The organism is Pseudobdellovibrionaceae bacterium (assembly GCA_023898385.1).
GTDB lineage: Bacteria > Bdellovibrionota > Bdellovibrionia > Bdellovibrionales > UBA1609.
Window position 1 is genome coordinate 196,614 of the sequence record CP060220.1, and the last position, 19,137, is coordinate 215,750.

Annotated in this window: 18 protein-coding genes; 11 read left to right on the forward strand and 7 right to left on the reverse strand. The window is 46.8% G+C overall.

The features are described 5' to 3' along the window. Nucleotides 1-16 precede the first annotated feature (16 nt). From H6626_00810 to H6626_00830, 5 genes are all read right to left on the reverse strand, one after another. Nucleotides 17-907, reverse strand: coding sequence for a hypothetical protein (locus H6626_00810; protein USN47664.1), 891 nt, complete (start codon nt 905-907; stop codon nt 17-19). A gap of 86 nt (nt 908-993) precedes the next feature. After that, a complete protein-coding gene (locus H6626_00815) occupies nt 994-1,833 on the reverse strand; it encodes a hypothetical protein (GenBank protein USN47665.1) in 840 nt (279 codons plus the stop codon). Next, the gene (locus tag H6626_00820) at nt 1,833-2,654 is read right to left on the reverse strand and encodes a hypothetical protein (protein USN47666.1); all 822 of its coding nucleotides are present in this window, start codon (nt 2,652-2,654) and stop codon (nt 1,833-1,835) included. The genes H6626_00815 and H6626_00820 overlap by 1 nt, the downstream gene beginning before the upstream one ends. Nucleotides 2,655-2,785: 131 nt before the next feature. Beyond that, the gene (locus H6626_00825) at nt 2,786-4,045 is read right to left on the reverse strand and encodes a spore maturation protein (GenBank protein ID USN47667.1); all 1,260 of its coding nucleotides are present in this window, start codon (nt 4,043-4,045) and stop codon (nt 2,786-2,788) included. Nucleotides 4,046-4,056: 11 nt separating this feature from the next. Beyond that, nucleotides 4,057-4,383: a hypothetical protein gene (locus H6626_00830; protein ID USN47668.1), complete on the reverse strand. Its 327-nt coding sequence runs from the start codon at nt 4,381-4,383 to the stop codon at nt 4,057-4,059. 91 nt (nt 4,384-4,474) lie between these two features. Between H6626_00830 and H6626_00835 the strand changes: the two genes are divergently transcribed. The 4 genes from H6626_00835 (at nt 4,475) to H6626_00850 (ending at nt 8,199) form a co-directional block, all read left to right on the forward strand. Beyond that, complete coding sequence (locus H6626_00835; GenBank protein ID USN47669.1) at nt 4,475-5,002, forward strand: hypothetical protein; 528 nt, start codon at nt 4,475-4,477, stop codon at nt 5,000-5,002. A gap of 353 nt (nt 5,003-5,355) precedes the next feature. Further along, complete coding sequence (locus tag H6626_00840; GenBank protein USN47670.1) at nt 5,356-6,693, forward strand: hypothetical protein; 1,338 nt, start codon at nt 5,356-5,358, stop codon at nt 6,691-6,693. A gap of 322 nt (nt 6,694-7,015) precedes the next feature. Further along, nucleotides 7,016-7,615 carry a hypothetical protein gene (locus H6626_00845; protein USN47671.1) on the forward strand — a complete coding sequence of 200 codons (600 nt, stop codon included), beginning with the start codon at nt 7,016-7,018 and terminating at the stop codon, nt 7,613-7,615. Further along, the gene (locus tag H6626_00850; GenBank protein ID USN47672.1) at nt 7,612-8,199 is read left to right on the forward strand and encodes a hypothetical protein; all 588 of its coding nucleotides are present in this window, start codon (nt 7,612-7,614) and stop codon (nt 8,197-8,199) included. Before H6626_00845 ends, H6626_00850 begins: the two co-directional genes overlap by 4 nt. A gap of 265 nt (nt 8,200-8,464) precedes the next feature. Here H6626_00850 and H6626_00855 read toward each other — a convergent pair whose 3' ends face one another. Continuing rightward, on the reverse strand, nt 8,465-9,526 hold the full coding sequence (locus H6626_00855; protein ID USN47673.1) for a DDE-type integrase/transposase/recombinase: 1,062 nt from the start codon (nt 9,524-9,526) through the stop codon (nt 8,465-8,467). A 353-nt stretch (nt 9,527-9,879) separates the two neighbouring features. Between H6626_00855 and H6626_00860 the strand changes: the two genes are divergently transcribed. The 6 genes from H6626_00860 to H6626_00885 all read left to right on the forward strand — a co-directional run bounded on the left by H6626_00860 (nt 9,880) and on the right by H6626_00885 (nt 16,735). Then, on the forward strand, nt 9,880-11,448 hold the full coding sequence (locus tag H6626_00860; protein USN47674.1) for a hypothetical protein: 1,569 nt from the start codon (nt 9,880-9,882) through the stop codon (nt 11,446-11,448). 293 nt (nt 11,449-11,741) lie between these two features. Then, nucleotides 11,742-12,845 (forward strand): diguanylate cyclase, encoded by a 1,104-nt coding sequence (locus H6626_00865; GenBank protein USN47675.1) that lies wholly within the window; start codon nt 11,742-11,744, stop codon nt 12,843-12,845. 167 nt (nt 12,846-13,012) lie between these two features. Next, nucleotides 13,013-14,179: a cation:proton antiporter gene (locus H6626_00870; protein ID USN47676.1), complete on the forward strand. Its 1,167-nt coding sequence runs from the start codon at nt 13,013-13,015 to the stop codon at nt 14,177-14,179. 138 nt (nt 14,180-14,317) lie between these two features. Beyond that, a complete protein-coding gene (locus H6626_00875) occupies nt 14,318-15,271 on the forward strand; it encodes an SDR family oxidoreductase (GenBank protein ID USN47677.1) in 954 nt (317 codons plus the stop codon). 12 nt (nt 15,272-15,283) lie between these two features. Then, complete coding sequence (locus H6626_00880) at nt 15,284-16,150, forward strand: hypothetical protein (protein USN47678.1); 867 nt, start codon at nt 15,284-15,286, stop codon at nt 16,148-16,150. 3 nt (nt 16,151-16,153) lie between these two features. Continuing rightward, nucleotides 16,154-16,735, forward strand: a complete 582-nt coding sequence (locus tag H6626_00885) for a hypothetical protein (protein USN47679.1) — start codon at nt 16,154-16,156, stop codon at nt 16,733-16,735. Here the strand turns inward: H6626_00885 and H6626_00890 are convergent. Further along, the gene (locus tag H6626_00890; GenBank protein ID USN47680.1) at nt 16,732-17,274 is read right to left on the reverse strand and encodes a hypothetical protein; all 543 of its coding nucleotides are present in this window, start codon (nt 17,272-17,274) and stop codon (nt 16,732-16,734) included. The genes H6626_00885 and H6626_00890 overlap by 4 nt on opposite strands. Nucleotides 17,275-17,517: 243 nt before the next feature. On the opposite strand from H6626_00890, the gene H6626_00895 reads away from it, so the two are divergent. Beyond that, the gene (locus H6626_00895) at nt 17,518-19,119 is read left to right on the forward strand and encodes a hypothetical protein (protein USN47681.1); all 1,602 of its coding nucleotides are present in this window, start codon (nt 17,518-17,520) and stop codon (nt 19,117-19,119) included. The last annotated feature ends 18 nt before the right edge of the window (nt 19,120-19,137 follow it).

The window sequence follows — 19,137 nt, forward strand, 5'->3', positions numbered from 1 at the left end:
GCCGCTGTAAGTGCCATCAATCAAATGGTTTATCCAAGATGGCCTGATCATCTGAGGACAGGCCCAGATCGCCTAACTTTTCCACCGTGGCCAGATCAGTAAATTGGGGCTTAACCAAGAATTCAGTGATGCCTGGGTCAGACGGCATATGGGTGTCGGCATCAGCGATCACCTCAATGCGGTACTTGCCGGGCGTTAAATTATCGGGTGCTTTCCATAGGGTGTCCGGCACCTTTTCGCTCGTGGCCACCACTTTCCAGTCATCGCCGAGAATGTCCGCCCGTAACAGTCGAGCTTGATAGGTTTGAGCATGCCGCACTTTTTTCCATGTGAGTGGTGGGATTTTGACCTTGTCTTTCACCTCATCCACGATGGGGGTCTTTAGTTTATTTCCCACAAGCTTAAATGTAAACTTGGGTCGCTTCACTTCGTATTGTACTTTATTTTGCCCAACGGCATAGACTTCCCACTGGTAAATTCGCCCCATGCGAAGCTCAAGACTCCGTTCTGTGTTTTTGGTTTTTACCTCGAAAGGGCGCTTCATGTTTTCAGACCAAACCCGCAGGCGATAGCCCTTGGCATCTTGAGCCGGTTGCCACTTAAATAGGATTTTTTGTTTTTTCTGATTACCTTTTGCCACGACCACAGATTTATCTGGCGGCTCCAGAGGAAGTACTTCCAGCGGCAAAACCACAAGTTCTACCGGTGAACTCCATTCACCAGGACCTTCTTTGGCAGTCACTGAGCGAATTCTAAATTTGTAAGTTCCAGCTAACATGTCTGATGAAAACTTCGTGGTTTCAGATTTGTAAACCTGTGGCTTCGCATCGGCTTCATTAAAAGTGAACTCAAGGTCATAGTGACTGGCCCCCGGCACGCTCTCCCAATCCAATTCAATTTTTGACATGGGACTCGGCGGGGGCGATTGACTCCAGGCTATGTGAGAGGTCAGACTGATCGCGATAAAAAAAACACTCAGCCAGAGGGGCATAGTTATTTGTCCTTTTTGGACGTGTCGATAATTGGTGGGGGCAGTTCTGTGATCGACTTCTCGGCCATGGAAATGGCAAAGCCAAGGGCTGCTTTGGCAGTGGCATCGTGGCCCTTTTCATCAAGGGCAAATCGATAGCCACGAAGAAAATTGTCTGGGGCCTTTGGACCGAATCGGAGCACTCGCATTGTAACTTCAAGAGCGTCTTTTACTGGCAGGCCAAAGGGTTTTTTCTCACGCAATACGGTATAGATAGCCTTGAATGGTTCCACAACTCCTTTGGGGTAGTACTGACTCATTCGCGCTAGATCAATGGCATATTGGGCACACACGGCAATGGGTAATCCAAGGTGTTTGTCTTTAGTGCAGAAATCCGCGATCTTGATGAAATCTTCGCGCACCTGCTTGCGATCTCCGCGGTAGTCTTTTGAGAGCTCATAGGCAATTTTAAATGCGGCCACAAAGTCGAAGTCAAAAAATTCAGTGAGATACACGCGTTCAAAAATTTCTTGGAAGCTTTGTTGGGTGTCATCACTTTCGTGAGAAAATTCAACGGCAATTTCTAGGGCTCGGCCGTGATCAAGGCCGATTTTTTTTAACAATAAAAGTGTTTTCGCAAATCGTGCGGAAGCTCCGTTGCACGCCGAGGCCACTCGCTCGGCCACCACTCGTGCCGAGGCTTCCCGAATATACACCTCGTCCACTTCCCTTAGAAACTTAAGGGTTTTCACATACTCATCGGTGGATTCGCAAAGCTCAGCTTCACTTTCTTGAATTTTCTTTGGGGTAGCGGATTGGGCTGTGGCCGCAAACAGCAGGCAAAGAGTGATAACCTTTAGCATCAGAACGTCCAATTCATAGCAAGCAGAGGCATTGTTTTTTGAGTTTTGCTATCATAGTGAAGTCGCATAGAAGTAAATGGCACATAGATCTTCCTTTTGTACTCCTGATGTTTTCCCCATGAAACAATATGCTGGTGGGGGAAAATCATTGGCAGAAAAGAAAACATGGCAGATGCTGCAGCATAGATTGTGCCTTCGCGATTCATAAAGGTGGCTAAATATATGGAAGCCATGGCGTTGGTGATTAAGGCCCCATAAGTGAGCTTAGTCATTAGTTTTGACGAAGACTCAAGAGTCTCTTCAGCCATTCTCTCTCGCAACAGTTGGGCTCGTTTGTCTTTGCCTTTTACCGCGCGCACTTCGCGGTAGCCGGTTTCGTAGGGTTTGCCAAGTCCCAGAAGGACTGTACCCAAAATCCACCCAGCACCAGTAACCTGAGCGCCAAGAACAGCGGCATCGGCATCCGTTTGTTGATCTGCCGTCAGGCTTGCGCGAAACATGGAGCTGCCCATTGAGCCCACATAGGCCGTGGCTAACCCTGAAACTTGAAAGGCCCAATAATCTGTGTACCAGCCGCTGGTTTCTCTTGCTGCTTCCACTTTGAGCCGTTGGCTGGCTCGTGGAACCACTTGCAGCTCAGGATAATCTAGGGCTTTGAGAAGATCTAAGCTTTTATCAATAGAGGGCTCGTCAGAGCTGTCGCTTGAGCTCTCTTCGTTTGTCGAATTGGGTTTTTCAGAGTTCTCTTTTGAAAAAGCCGGTTGGATAAGAATGGTCGATAGGGCAAATACGGTGAATAAAATGCGAAGGTGCTGAAACATGATGTCCCCTTTTTGTGCTAATTGGCTCTTTCATATATTACAGAAACTACAACGCGGTGAGAAGTAGAGTATGATCAGTTAGGACTATCATTGAGGTTCTTCACGCTACTTTGGTCGTATCGATTCAATTATCAAGTGAACAACATTTTGCAGATAACCACAGCAGCAACTATCCCCGCTAGATCAGCACTAAGGGCCGTAATAAGTCCATGCCGAAGGCGGCGAATACCTACGGCTCCAAAGTACACGGCAAGTACATAAAAAGTAGTCTCAGTGGAGCCTTGCAAAGTGCTAACAAGGTACCCTACATAACTGTCCGGCCCAATGGCTGGATTTTCAATTGTAGACGCCAATACGCCATAAGCTCCTGATCCCGACAAGGGACGAAGTAGGGCCATGGGCAAGGCATCTGTGGGCAACCCCAAAGGTTCTGTGAGAAAGGCAAGTGGTCCGATTATAAAATCGAGAGCTCCGCTATCTCTGAACATGGCTACCGCTGCCATGATTGCAACAAGATAGGGTATGATTTTAAGAGCCACTTCAAACCCATCTTTTGCACCCTCCACAAAGGTTTCGTATATGGGCACATTCTTTCGCCACCCAAAACCGACGATACCTAAAACAAGAACGGGAATCATCCAAGGTGCCATCACGTCACCCCATAAAATGGCTAGTGGAATAAAGCCGATCACGGCTCCGACACTCAGATAGCTCATCCAGGGTGTTTCGCCGGCAGAAGAATCAGGTGCCATGGTCGAAGATTTTGTAGGTGATTCTTGGGCGTAAAACTTCTGAAAAAACTTGGCAGCAAGAATGGCCACCGTTGTCGATATCAAAGTGGCAAAAAGGGTCGACGGCAGAATACCGGCAGGATCAGTAGAGCCAGCTGAAGCTCGCAAAGCAATCACGCCGGTGGGTAGCAATGTCACACTGGAAGTGTTAATAGCCAAAAACAAAACCATGGCATTTGACGCTGTGGTTTTATCTTCGTTTAAAGTATTCAGTTGCTGCATGGCCTTTATGCCAAACGGAGTGGCCGCGTTACCTAATCCCAAAACATTGGCCGCAATATTCATAATCATTGCGCCCATGGCGGGATGATCACTGGGCACATCGGGAAACAATCGGACCATCAAGGGACGTAGCAATTTGGCGATGATCAGCAGCAACCCCCCTTTTTCGGCGATCTTCATTAAACCTAAGAAAAAGGCCATTACGCCAACGAGACCTAAGGCCAATGTCACCGCCGACTTAGAGGACTCAATAATGGCAAGAGTCAGTGCGTTCATAGGACTTGAGGTGTCTGCGGCGGAGGCCGCCACCCAAGTCCATTGCCTTAAGGCTGCAAAAATAAAAGATGAGAAAATAAGAAAAATAAATACAGCATTCATAAATTTAAACCCTATGTGAGGGATCGATGGCCGGCCAATATCGCAATAGAGATGATTTGGCTGACAGGTAAAAAGCAGATATCGTCAGCGGCTGAGGCGGGATGGTTAGATGGATCTGTGTACATTCGCAGCAGCAACGTGGACCCATCGGGACTTCGGTCAGTGACCCAACCCTGAATGATCTGTCCGCTGTTCAAATAAAGCGACAGCAGGGGGTTCATACAATCTTCATTGGTTTTGGCTTCATTGGAGATGCGAACTAAGTCATCAATGAGATGGGCCAAAGATCGGGCTTTCACTTGCTCGGCAGCGGCTTCCAGAGCTGTTTTGTTATTCATGGCAATCCCCCTCAAGTTGTACCTAGTATCTTCCGAAAAAGTCTATGCTACATTAAGGTCTAGAGTAAACAACATCTTTGGAGTGAATGCTGTGCGGACGTGGGCAAGAGGTTTTTTTCTTCTATCGGTGATTAGTGGGCTGTGGATGGCCTATCAATTTTCAAAAGTGGCTCCTGAAATGAGTCAAATGGTGGAAGAGTCTCACGGTGCCAATGCGGCTGCCACAGGTGAAGAGTCGCAACCCAGTGTGGGAACCACGAATATCGGTTGCTTGAGTTGTGGCAAGACTGAGGATGACGATTATATCCCTCCAAAGACAGTGACCATCAAGGGGCAGACTTTTCCTTACAATCCAAAAAACATTTACTGGGTGAACGGCGAAAAGATCTTTTACGTGGATCGTGGGCGCAATTGGTACGCCGACGCCAATAAAAAGCCTGACAAAATAGGGATGGTAGCCACCATCAAGCCGCCGAGTTCCTCTGCAGATTTGAAAGTGGATAGCCTACTTGGAGCCTACAATCCGGCAAATCTAGAAAAGACCATGCAGCAGCTCAAAAAAACGCAAGAAAATATGAAAGACAGAAATAAATACCTCAACGAGTTAATGGAGCAGTAGTGGGTTCCAGGTCCTAAACCTGATCACGGGGTGTCAAAGGACGCCGGTCAAGGAGAGCCGCGACGCCAACGGCACGAGTGGCCGCATGTCGTCTTCGGATTGCGTCACTTTCGTGCTGCAACCCGGATACGCCATGCACATCGTGATGTTGGCGTCGCGGCTCTCCTTGACCGGCGTCCTTTGACACCCCGTGATCAGGTTTAGGACCTGGAACCCAATCACGGTCTGAAAATTAATCAAAATCTGCCCACGCAGCACACAGTAATTTCTTCTTATTAAATAGGTTCTTGCGAAATTCATTGCAAACCAGGCGGTGTCGTATTGCCATATTGGCCTGTAACCCGGGGGGGCTTATGAGAGGGGTAGTTGTTCTATTGGTTCTTGTATTGGGACTATCAATAGCGAGAGCAGAAGAATCTAAAACGTGTCAGTCGGTATTGACTTCAAAAATTAGCTTGGACGAGCAAATTGGAAACCCCATTTTGGCGCGGTTTTTAAAAAACTTTCGTCAAGAACTAGCTATTCTTTCTCAAAAGGGTTTGTTGAATCGGGCTGACGTGGGGCCTGAGAATATGTTTATAGGTGAAAGCTCTTTTAGTCGGGCACCATTTTTTATTGTAAAAGTGCGCCATGAGTTTCTCTACTTCTCGCAAAAACCAGGAGACTTGGGTGATGGAAATTCACAGCGCTGGGGTTTTTTAGAGGCCGCCGGCCCTGGTCGATTCACCTGCCTGGTGCCTCAAGATATCGTGTTACACACAGGGCAAGTGTTGAGGTTGATTCCTGGAATTGCGCCGGTTCTCATTGCAAAACGGCATGTGGGAGAAGATGGCGTTGCAGCACTGTTAGGCACGGAAGGCTTGAATCCAGCACAACTCAAATTCTATAAGAGGTTTAAAACCGAAATTTACAAAATTCTGTCAACTACTGTGTATGATTCTGGTGGCCGCCCTGTTGTGGTCGGAAAGGACGACTTTGTAGCCGCGCAAATCATGGCCGTAAAAACAAAGAAAAAGAAAACTCAGGCTGACCTTTTCGTGGTCGTTGTGCGAGGCGAGTATTTTTACTTCACAGATAAACCAGAAAAATATCCCTTCACCCAAGGCCGCCGAGTGGGACAGGTGATGGAGTCTAAGATGGGCTATCACCAAGGGATGCCGGCCGAGTTTCTTTTGGACAATGGCGAAACCCTTGCCATGGTGAATGGAAAGCTAAACCACTTTCAAGATCCTGAAGCTATATGGCAAAACTTGCGAGGGGAGTTGGAACAACTACTGCCGAGGCTTGGAGATGAGTGGAAAGAGTTTTATGAAGAATTCAATGAGGAGTTCCGCCAGTTGGCATTGTCGATCGGAGAAAGTGCCAGTGACTTCTCGTCTTTGCATTTAGAAAAAGGCTGGATCACGTATGGCAACCAGAGGGTTGACGGGTTCTTGTTGAAAGTGAAAGGCACCTACTATGTATTTAGCTCTGAGGCTGAGACTTTGGGTGACGGGCGGAATCTGAGGTGGAGAGAGTTTGAAGACCTTGTGAGCAAGGGAAAAGGTGGGGCCCAGTTTCTATTGGATTCTGGCGACCTTGCTCTTCATCTAAAAAGAGGCACGGGGTTCACCTCTGATTTAGTGCCATCATGGATCGAGGTGTCTGAATCCCCAGAAATCTATCTGTCGCCACCAAACATCAAAGAATGAATTGAAATTCAACACTGACCGCCTTTGGTGACCAGGCCAGTGTCTAGTTGTAATGGCAGGTCAACAACTGAGGTGATATCCCGTGAGGGTTTAATCGCCGATTGTCAAATAAGGTGTCTATACACATCAGGTGAAGCACAAGGTTGATGGGGAATACGCTAAAATCTCACTGTTGATATATCTTCTCTATGGATTCATGTAGCCGACAGCTAGTAAGCAACCTCGACCAGCCAGCAATGTATTTGGCCAGGGTGCCACAAAAGTCCGGTCCTGTTCCTGGCTGGCCCTTTTTCAGTATGGATTTTTCTGATACGATTTTGGAATGGCAAGGGGTCATAGGTATCGGCAGATTTTACACAATCAGTCTGGACAAGGTGCACTGATCATCGCGTTGATTTGTATTGTTGCGGTGGGAGTATCTCTGACTGTAGTTACTCGGGATGAAATCCCTAGGCCTCATACGAAAATCACACTACTACGGACTTCGATTACGGTAGTTCAGCAGAATATTATTCAAATTCTGAAGGATCCGGCCACTATTGTGGCGACAGTAAACTACAATACTTCAGAATTTTCATGTCTATCGACTGAATGTAATGATGGTGATGACTTTGAAATTTCGTTGGTGGATTCGACCAATGCCATGATCATCGACAAAACGGCAAACCCAGGTTTTACCAACTCTGGTGCGCCTTGCGAAAATGGTAGTGTGTTTGGGGATCCCGATTGCCCATTTCAAGTTAAACTTTTTTGGACGGCAGACTGTAATGGTGTGGCCACATGCAATACTGGTATTGTCAAAATGCGAACAGAGGTGGTTGTGAATTTGCCACCAGGGGTTTCAACTTTCAATGCTTCTGAGTACAATTATTCGTGTAATGCTGGTCAAATGACGAGCCTTTCGGAGTGTGTTCCACCATGAACGATTCTGCGAAACAATCGTCATTCATCTCCAGTTCTCCAAAATGGAGTGTCTACTTCAATGCTAAAGGGTTTGGCATTGCTGAGTTTTTAATAGCCTGGTTGGTCGTTATGGCAGCTACTGCTGCTACAATGACTATTAACTCATACCGACTAAAACGCCTGGCCTACGAAAAAGGTGTCATGACGGCCGCTGAACTGCGACTCGAACTTGCCACTATTCTGTTGGATGAGGCCTCGTGGGCGGCCACAATTGCGGACCCAGTCAATACAAGTGGAGCGGCGTCGTTTTCTTGCACTCCAAACCTCACAACTTGTCTTTCTGGTGGAGCCTTCGTGGTTAAAGATGGTGCAGGCAATACATTTTTTGACCCTACCGATTCAACTGTTAATGGGTTTACTGTCAGTGGGCAGGCATGCGCTTATCCAAGTAGTACTTGCGTATTCACCTACGACCTTGGGTGGAACGCCATTACTGATAATTTGATTCAAATACATGCCGACTTTGATGTGGATGGTAGTTATTCGCTACCTATCAACAAAAGGCGAATGAGTGTGATTGTCTATAAATATGTGGAGCCCTGATTCATTAGCACCGCATAATATCAAATAGGAGTTTTCAACGTCAATATTCTGCCGCTGACCCTAGCAGTTTCGAGGTCATTGAAACTAAAATCTCAAATTGAGTCATTTAATAATTCAAACATTAGGTGAGTTCGTTTTTTTAAGGCTTAAATCTAAATGGTAACTGATTGGAATGACAGCGAAATTCTGCCTTGAGGCCCTCAGGACGTCCACAGTTTGATTTAATTAGATGTTTTTGTAGACTGCGGTTGATTGTGTCAGTGACTTAGGCTGCCTTCATGGTTGTCTCACTTTGGGTATCGGCAGCTAATAATTTTTCTTTAGCGCCGGGTTTTAGCACTTGAGGGTACTGCAAGAGGTACTCGTTAGCAGACTTCCATCCGAGAGCTTTTCGGAGCCGCCAAGAGTTTTTCCATTGGCAATACTGTTCGAGGTATTCATTAAGCTGTTCGATGTTTTGCGGTCTTGCTCGATGGAACAACTCTTCATCGTCCATGCGGTGTGAACGCTCTACAAGCCCGTTAAGCTCTTTTTCTCCTGGAGGTATGAGTCTGTGCCTGATGCCGTGTTCATCGCATAGTTCATCCAAAATATGCGGCAAAGGATCGTCGATTCGTGAGACAAATTTATTCGTAAATTCCACGCCATTGTCTGTCTGAGTGCTGGTTATCCAAAAAGGCACTGCTCTTAGTAGTTCAATCATAAAGCGTTCAGTCTCCCAGTGACCATAACCTTCATAGGCCCTCTTAAACTCCCACCTCGATGCGTGATCAACGAAGTTATAGACGTAACACTTCTTGCCGTTTTCAAGGAGCGTTGTTTGCCAATTAACATCGATCTGCGTGTGCACTCCTGGCAACTCTACCTTCACAACGGTGGTGTGGCTAGACGCCGGCTTTGCACGCCTCTTAGAGCCCACAAGGCCCGCGTTCTTCAAAAACCGATGGATACGATACAGTGACAGCTCCACTCCAAGGTAACGTTTGAGGTGGGCTTGTATCACCTCAGCGCCCCAACCACAGAGTTTGCGCCATCGCCTGATGTGATAAGCCGTCCAGCCAGTGATGTCCTGTGCTTGTCGCCCTGGTGCCTTTCTTGGCGTTAGTTTTCTGTGTCCACCCTCGAGGTAACTCTTTCTCCAGCGATAAACAGTACGGCCAGATTTACCGATTTCCAGACCCACAAGTTCATAGTCTAAGTCCGAAAGGTTGCCAGAATGTTCCCTTTTAGCTAGCTCTATCAACGCAAGTAGTCTCAAAGTGAGAATCTTATCTTTTTTTCGAAATTTCTTGGCTTCTCTTCGCAGTTTATCTAAATTAAGACGCATTGCTAACTCCTTGTTCTTCTTGGTGTTTCTTAATTTGAGACTTTAAATTTCACCAAGAAGACTTGGAGTTTTTCAAGTAAAATCAACGTTTCCCGCCATTTCACTGACAAAATCAACCGAAGCCTAAATAATTAGATGTTTTGCCCTAAAGTTTTCGTACTTTAGTCCGAATAGATAGATGTGTTTCACCTGATTTTTACAGTGTGAGACGAAAAATCTAGCCGTCGGATATATTTATGAACTGCCCGTTGCCGAATAAATGTCCTTTGCGCTCAGCCTCTGGCGCGTCCCTAATTGAACTTATTGTTTCAATGGGGATGTTTGTGTTTCTTTACTCCATTGTAGGAGTGACAATGATATATCAGGCTGCCGCCGCAAAGTTTACCGACTCAATATCTTCAGCTCATGGACTAACTAGCGCATTTATGTCAGTCATTCAGTCTCCAAAGGCCTGGGAAAATACCATGAATGCGCCAGAGAACTCTAGCTTGCGCTGTTCTTCTGCTGAATCTGGCAATTCAGGAAAAATAGTTCTCTACGACGCATCTAACAGGCTTTACTTCGACCCTGTGAGTTCAGAAAGTAATGGTGTAACATATTCCCATGTGCCTTGTGTGTCCTTTGATGGTACGGCGGGAAGTGGCAGTAATGAATGCCCATTTCGAATGGAGCTGACATGGGACACTGTTTGTCCTGAATGTAGCCCACCTATGATCAAAGTGCACGGTGAGCTAAAGTATAATCCAAACGCCAAAAGTGTGGTGATCAACCCTGGCCACATGGACTTTTCAATTTTTAAATCCGCCACAGGCGGCATAGACGGTACGGTAAAGGATATCGCTCAGGGGCGGGAGCATGCGTGCGCCTTGTTGGGGAGTGGACAGGTTTTATGCTGGGGCGATAACTCTAAGGGCCAGCTTGGAGATGGCACAACGACAGATCGGGCAGACCCTGCGGTAGTGCCAGGAATGGAAAGTGGCGTGGATAGTGTTTTTGCCGTTCACCATCAGACTTGTGCACTTAAGGTTGATGGGACTCTTTGGTGTTGGGGTGATAATGAGCGGGGAAATCTTGGATCTGAGACGATTCCGGGTGTGAAATACGAGGTCTCACCAAAACAAATTACGGGTTTAGGTGGAACACCGATATCTATCGCAATGGCCTATCGAACAACGTGTGTACTGCTTGACACGACTGGCGTCGAATGCATGGGATACAATGGCGACGGGCAATTTGGCGCAAATATAGATCTTACTGACTATCCATCGCCGACACCAGCCGTCGAGGATACTAACGTCAAAGCAATTGATGAGGGGCCGTTCCACGGGTGTGCTGTAGATGTAGATGGCAAGGTAATGTGTTTTGGTGCCAATGAGGATGGGCAATTAGGAAATAATGGGTCTATTGATTCGAAAATTCCAGTTGACGTGTTTGGTTTATCTACAGGGTATTCCATGGTCGTCTCCACGGGGCAGGCGGGAGAGTTCTTTTCATGTGCATTGAGTGAAGCCGGAAACGTAAAATGTTGGGGAGATAACAACTCGGGCCAATTGGGCAATGGTAACAATGTCTCTTCAAATATTCCAGTTGATGTCAGCGGAATTGGTGATGCTTTGTCCATCACGGCTGGCATGCGCCATGTGTGTGCTATCACCACGGCTGGTGGATTGAAATGTTGGGGGAATAATAACCATGGGCAACTCGGTAATGGTACGACGACCAATTCAAATATCCCCGTGGATGTGATTGGCCTTTCTTCTGGGGTCAAAAAAGTAGTTATTAATGGAGACGGTACATGCGCCCTTATGGAAGATAATCATGTAAAATGTTGGGGAGACAATGACAATGGACAAGTGGGGGACGGCACAACCATCGAGCGCCATGAACCCGTTAATGCAATTATTTTTGATATATGTGAGTGAATACCAACTTATAGAGAATTCCTTACAAAACTAGTTGTTGAGTTTTGTGCAGACTGAATGCGGTCACTTAAATAATCATAGGCAGGTGTCGGGCCATAAGGATTTCAAAGTTTCTTAGAGTGGCCCCATGGGCTTTGGTCGAGAAAAGGTGGGTCGTTTTAGTGAAACCGCGTCAAATTGATACAGACCATCAAACTTTTTGCCGAGCCCTTAAGTTCAATTGGATCCTAGCCGATCAGTCTGACGTAGATTGCGGTTAAAATGTCTGTAAATCTTCGGGAGAAAACGGGCCGATGGCTGGCAAAAAGAAAAAGAAAAAAAATCTAGAGCTCGTTCAGGCAGACACAGCGTCTTTTAATATGCTGGAGAGCTCCTATAACCAGGACATGAAGCTAGCCCGCTCCATGGAGGCCGTGCTGATCACCATTCGTGGTCCTCATCAAGGGAAAAAAGTGTCCCTAAAAGGGGGACATTTGGTGCTGGGACGCTCTGAAGATGCCGATATCATGCTCGATGATCCAGCGGTGAGTAAACGCCATGCGATCATTATTGCTGTTGAAGGCCAGCACTACATTGAAGACCTGCACTCAACCAATGGTGTGAGAATCAACCGAAAAAAAATTGAAGAAAAAACCCTTCTGAAAAAAGAAGATTTAATTTCTATTGGAACGAGCATTTTTAAATACCTTCCGGCCGGCGAAGTAGAAATCATGTACCTGGGAGAACTTCAGCAGGCGGCCCATATGGATCGACTCACCGGTATTTATAACCAAAATTATATCACAGAGGCCCTCGAAGCTGAGGTCAAGCGTGCCCGAGTGTTGGATTCGCGACTGGCCCTCATTTTGTTTGACGTCGACAACTTTAAACAGATCAATGACAGCTACGGACACGCTGCCGGTGATTATGTTCTCAGTGCCATGGTGTCTGCCATTAAAGAGGAAAATTTAAGAGAAAGTGATATTTTTGGGCGCCAAGGCGGAGACGAGTTTGCCATATTGATGCTCAATGGGTCAGCGCGGGCAGCGGTGAAACTTTGTGAGCAAATACTAAAGACGGTGAGTCGTAAGAAATTCATCTTTGAAGATAAAGAAATTCGTGTGTCTGTGAGCATGGGGGTAGCCGTGATCCAGCAACACATGAAATCACCAAAAGCCTTTTATCAATCCGCCGATAAGGCCCTTTATTATTCTAAAAAGAATGGACGTAACTGCGCATCCCTTACTGTGGGGCAGTCCGATGTGACGGGATTGATCAGTCAATTTAAGTTTCGGCTGCAAGACAAACACAAAAGTATCATCTTTAATGATGCAGAAGCTGGTGTTTACAAGATCATAAATGAATACACTGGCAAGGTGGATAAGACAAAAGCTGAGACTCAGCGTAAAGCCAGTTAGTCACTCACTTCAAACAAAACTCAGTGTGTCGAAGGAGTGGTGCTCTCTACGCGACCAAGCCGTTGGGTGCCTCTGTAGAGCTATGACCCCAATGATCATCAGGGGTCTTCGACACACTGAGTTTGAATTCTTTCACTTGCCCGATTTTAGCTAGTCATAGGAATCTTGTGCCGCTAAATAAAATCCACATGGATGCGCTTTATGATTTTCAATATTTTATTTTGATTGCAGTGCTTTTGATTGTTCCAAAAGTATTGCAACGTTATCGAATACCAGGTGGGCTTTCAGCTCTGGCCATGGGAGTGGCTGCGGGTTACTTTTGGGGTGTTTATAAGTCAGATGCGGTAGTGAGTTTGTTTGCCACACTCGGTATCACCACTTTGTTCTTGTTTGCAGGGTTAGAAGTCAGCGTCACTGAAATTAAGCGGGATTTTCGATTTTTGGCCAAGCATCTCCTGGCCGGGTTGGTGTTGCTCCTCATTGGTGGCATTTTGCTGCGTTACTTTTTTGATCTATCGTTGCGGGCCTCTCTACTTCTATCGCTGGGCCTGTTGACTCCCTCCACGGGATTTATCTTGGACACGCTACACACTTACGCCTTTGACCAGCGCGAGACCAAATGGATTCGATCAAAGGCCATAGCTATGGAAATCCTCGCTCTTGGGGTTTTATTTTTCACTTTGCAGTCGGACTCTCTGCTGAATCTGTTTTTATCAATGACCCTCCTCATTGGACTGGTTTTCGCTCTGCCTCCGCTATTTCGCCTGTTTGTGGAAAAGGTCAGCCCTCACGCTCCCCAATCAGAATTTGCTTTTCTTATTTTGATGGCACTCCTGGCAGGAGTACTCACTCGAGAGTTGGGCGCGTACTATTTGGTCGGCGCGTTCGTCGTGGGAGTGGTTGCCAGGCGCTGTGAATTTATGGCCCCTTCATTTCAAGCTGAAAGTGCCTTGTCCTCGTTGCGTTTGTTTTTTTCGTTTTTCATTCCCTTCTACTTTTTCAAGTCCGGTCACGCCATAGACATCACTCAGTTGACATGGAAGGGTGTGCTGACGGGCGTGGTGCTTCTACTTGTTTTTGTGCCCATTCGATTTTCTTCGTTGATTTACTCACTCCGTTATTTTCATGAAGAGCGCTGGCAAAAGATGACGCAAATATCTCTGTCCATGTTGCCCACACTGGTTTTTGGGTTGGTGGTAGCTGACATTTTGAAAACTGACTATGGATTGCCTAAGGAGATATTTGCTGGCCTGATGTTATACACGGTGGTGGTCAGTGCTTTTCCGAGCTTCTTTATACAGCCGGCAATCAAAGGTGAATTCAAACCTCTTTAACGCACTATATTATAAGGTTTACCGGCATTCCGCCTATGGTAAACCCTACTGCGCTCACTGAACGAGCGAGAGTTGGCCAAAGGCGATGGGCAAAAAACAGCGGTTCAAGCATCCATAAAAATAAATAAAGAGGTTTCAATGAATAAGTCTCACTACACGGCAAAACGAATTCTGGTGACTGGTGGAGCGGGATTTCTTGGTTCTCATCTGTGTGCAAGATTGCTTCAAGAGGGCCATGAAGTGATTTGTGTGGATAATTTTTTTACCGGTAGAAAAGCCAATATTCTGGGTTTGCTCGACCACCCCTTGTTCGAAGTGGTTCGACATGACATCACCTTTCCACTGTATATAGAGGTGGATGAAATCTATAACCTAGCCTGTCCGGCATCGCCGATTCATTACCAAACAGATCCGGTGCAAACCACAAAGACCTGCGTGCATGGGTCCATCAATGTTTTGGGCCTGGCTAAACGGTTGGGGGCAAAAATATTCCAGGCCTCAACGAGCGAAGTGTACGGTGATCCAGATATCAGCCCCCAAAACGAAGACTACAGAGGCAACGTCAACCCCATAGGCCCTCGTGCTTGTTACGATGAAGGAAAACGTTGCGCTGAAACCCTGTTTTTTGATTATTACAATCAGCACAAGTTGCCTATTCGGGTCGCTCGAATTTTTAATACCTATGGCCCACACATGCATCCCGATGATGGCCGAGTGGTTTCCAATTTTATTTTGCAGGCCTTGCGAGGTGAGTCCATCACCATCTATGGGGACGGCACACAAACAAGGGCTTTTTGTTACGTGGATGATTTGATTGAAGGGTTTGTTCGATTTATGGAATACGATGGGGATCTTCCGGGCCCGATCAATTTGGGTAACCCTCACGAAATGCAGGTTGGAGAGTTGGCCCAGAGAATTTTGAAGATGACAGGGTCAAAGTCTGAATTGATCTTTAAACCCTTACCCCAGGATGATCCAAAACAACGTTGTCCCGATATCACTCGGGCCCGTGAAAAATTGGGGTGGGAGCCCAAGGTCTCTGTGGACGAGGGCCTTGAACGCACCATTCATTATTTTAGGCAATTGGTGTAATAGGAGATTTTTGTGAGTCAATTTTTTGTGTATCAGGCGTATGGTCGACCTGAGTTTTACCTAGAGTGCGTCTACTCGATTTTGTCTCTGTTGCGGTTTTATAACGAGGGGCCACCACCGTTTAAGATTTTTGTCTATACAGATAACAAACAGGCCATGCAGGGGAAATTACCTGAGTCCGTTGAATTTATAGAGTTGCCTGCCGGGCAATTTCAGGCCTGGCGAGGAGATATAGATTTTGTTCATCGGGTGAAGGTAGAAATGTTGCGTGATTTTACCAAGAGGGTGAGCGGGTCCATCATTTATGTGGACACGGACACTTATTTTTTAAAAGACCCTGCACCCATTTTTGAAAAAATCGGTAAGGGCACGCGATTTTTGCATCTACTGGAAGATCGTGTGGACAGCAAATCAAACCCCATTTTAAAAAAAATGTATCGATTTTTAAAAAAGCGAATCTTTTCGCTAAAAGATGGCCGAAATGTCAAAATGCCAGTGTCAGTGGAGATGTGGAACGCGGGCCTGATCGGTTTTTCCAGCCAAGACAAATCTTTGCTGGAGGACGTGTTGGAGTTAACGGATCTTATGTATTCGCAATATGAGAAACACGTCATGGAACAGCTCGCCTTTAGTTTTGTACTTCAAACTGAAGGCTCGTTGTTGCCGGCCGAGGACTATGTTTACCATTATTGGGCGCACAAAGATTTTCGAAATGCCATTGAAAGTTTTTTTGCTGAGACAAAGGCCATGCCGCTGCCTGATGTGGTCCAAGCTACAGAAAAATTAAATCCAGCCAATGAAAAGCCTGAGCCGCGGCGCTCTCGCTGGAGAGTATTTCATAAAATTCTTAACGTCGGTGGCGTGGCGGAAAGACCCTAACATATGTTTTGGCAACAGAAGACTTCACGAAAGCGATATCGCACTGAAAACGGATTGGCTTGTGTGGATTTACGGGTCAGTCGGTCGGATCAATTGTTTGACGTGCGAGATCCGGCCCCCTTTAGGGAGCGGGATTTAGACGACGATGCGGTGGACTACATTGTTGGTTCGCTCCGCGAGTTGGGGGTGAGCACCCCGGCAAAACTGGTGATCTCGGTAGCCGAATCAGAGACTCAAGGTATTGGTGAAGAGGCCATTCGCAATGCCATACACGCATTTTTTGATTTTGAGACCATATTAGTGCGACGGCGCTTGCAACAGACCTTCAGCGAGGGGCAAATAGCTTTGGCCATTGGGCTTGCGGTGATGTTTACATTTATTTTTGGCTCCCATCTTATTGGGGAGCCTGAAAAAGATTTGTTGCGGCGCTTGGCCTATGAAGGGCTAAACGTCATGGGCTGGGTGGCCATGTGGCATCCCATTAACATAATGCTCTACTCTTGGTGGCCGATCGTGGGTACTCTCAGAGTGATGCAAAAACTCAGTAAAATAGATATTGAAATTCATTTTAACCAGGGCAGTTAGTTGCGCCGCTCACCGCGATTGATAGTAATTCGGTTCTGGTAGGCGTCGTCACCAAAGTAATTGATGGCTGCCCGATTGTAAGCCCGAGCCGCAGCCTCTTCTGTTGAGAAATCTCCTAAAAATTGCGCTTTTCCGTCCACTTCGATACGCGCGCGCCAAACGTTCTTGCTCGCTATATAGGACACGCCCTTATAGGCCGAGGTGTTATGAGGCGACTTGGGTTTGGGCAACATGCGCTGGCGCTCTTTCATGGTACAAACGATGAGGTTTTGCTTGCGGTAATCCAGGCCATTTTGCCACCGACGGGGGAATACCATTTTTCCCTGAGGAGGATCCATTAGAAACTGGCCCAAAGACATTGTTCGCACTTTTCCGCCCGAGCGAATACTTGTGACCACGCGGGGTTTACCCTCTTTGCCGGTAGACTGCACCCGCCAGCTATGGGCCATGCAACGGCCGTAGTCTTCAGCATCTATTTTGACTGGATCGCTCCCCTTAACCGGCAGGTAACGCCAGGATTTCTTCGACGGATCTGACATAAACTCATTGTGAGTCCCTAACGGAGGGGAAGTCAATTTCGGGTCGAGGAATCCGGCATTGGAAGGGGAAATACGACGATTTTGAGATTTTAGGGCGCAATTTCGCAATCTCTCGTATCTTTTTCGGCAGGTCAAATCGCCCTTGTTCAAGCTGTAATCTATTCATTGAAAACAGGCCTAACAGGATCCTAGTTGGCTTCTCTGGGGGAATGAATTAAAAGCGTCCCTGAAGGGTGCAAAAAAATGAATATAGTTTCCATCAGCAAGATTTATCAGAATCTGCAAATTGGGGCAGTCTCACTATTGATAGCGGCAATATTGCAGCCATCCGTGGGGGGAGCCGATCAAGCGGCAGAGGACCTTGTAAATCGACCAGTAAAAATATCCGATACGACTATTTATGACATTCCCAATGCCGAAGAAACCGTCCATGACGTGTTTGAGCTTTATGAAATGGGGCGAGAATATATCTCCATACGGTTTGATGAGTTGGGAGAAAAAGGCTTTGATCAAGCCGTAGACCAGAACAAGATCCTGTTTGAACACCCTAAACTAGGCACTGCCGAGGCCACTCATATCGACAATATTCCCATAGTTCGTGTGGTCTACAAAAAGAATCATGTAGCCTATCTGTTTGTCAGTGCCGAACAAGTGCAGGATGACTCTGAACATTTTGAAAAATACATTGCGCGGCAGCACCTACTTTCGGGCTACTCGCGAGGGGACGGCAAAATGGGCCGCGATGTGGTGGTGGTTTGGTTGGAGCGTGATCGGGTAAAAAACGCCGATTTGTTGGCTCGTCCCCGTGGCTATATGGAGCGTTGGAAGTCCTTTTGGAAAGCTCATTACAAGACGCCAACCTTTGACGATAAGGCCTTTGGATTGACTTGTGGCGTGTTGCAGGCAGGTTTGGGGCTTGGCATGTCCTGCGCCCAGGTGTGGGCCAATGCGGATTCCGATTTCTGGCAAGACGTAAGTTTGCTACCGGCATTCTTTAATTTCGTTTTTGGTGCGGGTATCGGCGTGTTTCATAGAACCTACAAAAACATTGTGTTCTCAACTCCCAGTCGGGCTAAGCAAATTATGAAAGCCTCTGTGCCGAGTCTGTTATACGCTTATCTCATTTATGCTTCGGCTCGGGGCATGAATGCCAATTTAAATGTTTTTGATCCCGCGGGTTTTGTGAATAATTTGTGGATATGGCTGAACGTTGGACTCACCCAACCACTAAAAGTGGAAATGTCTCAGTGGGCAAAAATTCTGGAAGAAGAGAGAACAGATCTTAAAGAACACGTAGTAAAGATCCCATTTTCCGATAAGGTTATGACGATCACGGATCGAATGATCAATTACCAAATTAAAATCCAACTGTCTCTAATGGGTATTCGCATGGCGGATCTGATGGGAATTGGATTTTCTGGCCTGGCACTTTCTCATGCCCTTGGTATTGCGGTGAGTGAAAACGGGGAGGCCGCCATCAGTAAGGCCTTTATGCTCTCGCTGTTGCCAGTCGTCTACATTGTGACAAAGTGGTGGGCGAACAAGTACCATTCAAAGGCGGCTAAAAAGATGGGGTTTGATCGCCCCGTGTGGGACCGGCCGAAACAGGCGATCACGAGGTTTGTAAAGAACCTTCGTTCAGGAAAATACGTGAACGATCTCCAGAGACTTTTGGCCAAAGATGTAGAAATGGCCGAAGAGGCCGTGCAGAAACTCAAAGACGGTCACCGGGTGCATGAGCACAACAAAGAGGTGGTGGAGCTGATCAACCTTTTTGAGAAAAAGTCTGTAACGAGCTGTCGCGTGTTGCTAAGGACTCCCACATCCTCGGCCTCTGGCGAATAATTCATCTGCGCTGCATTT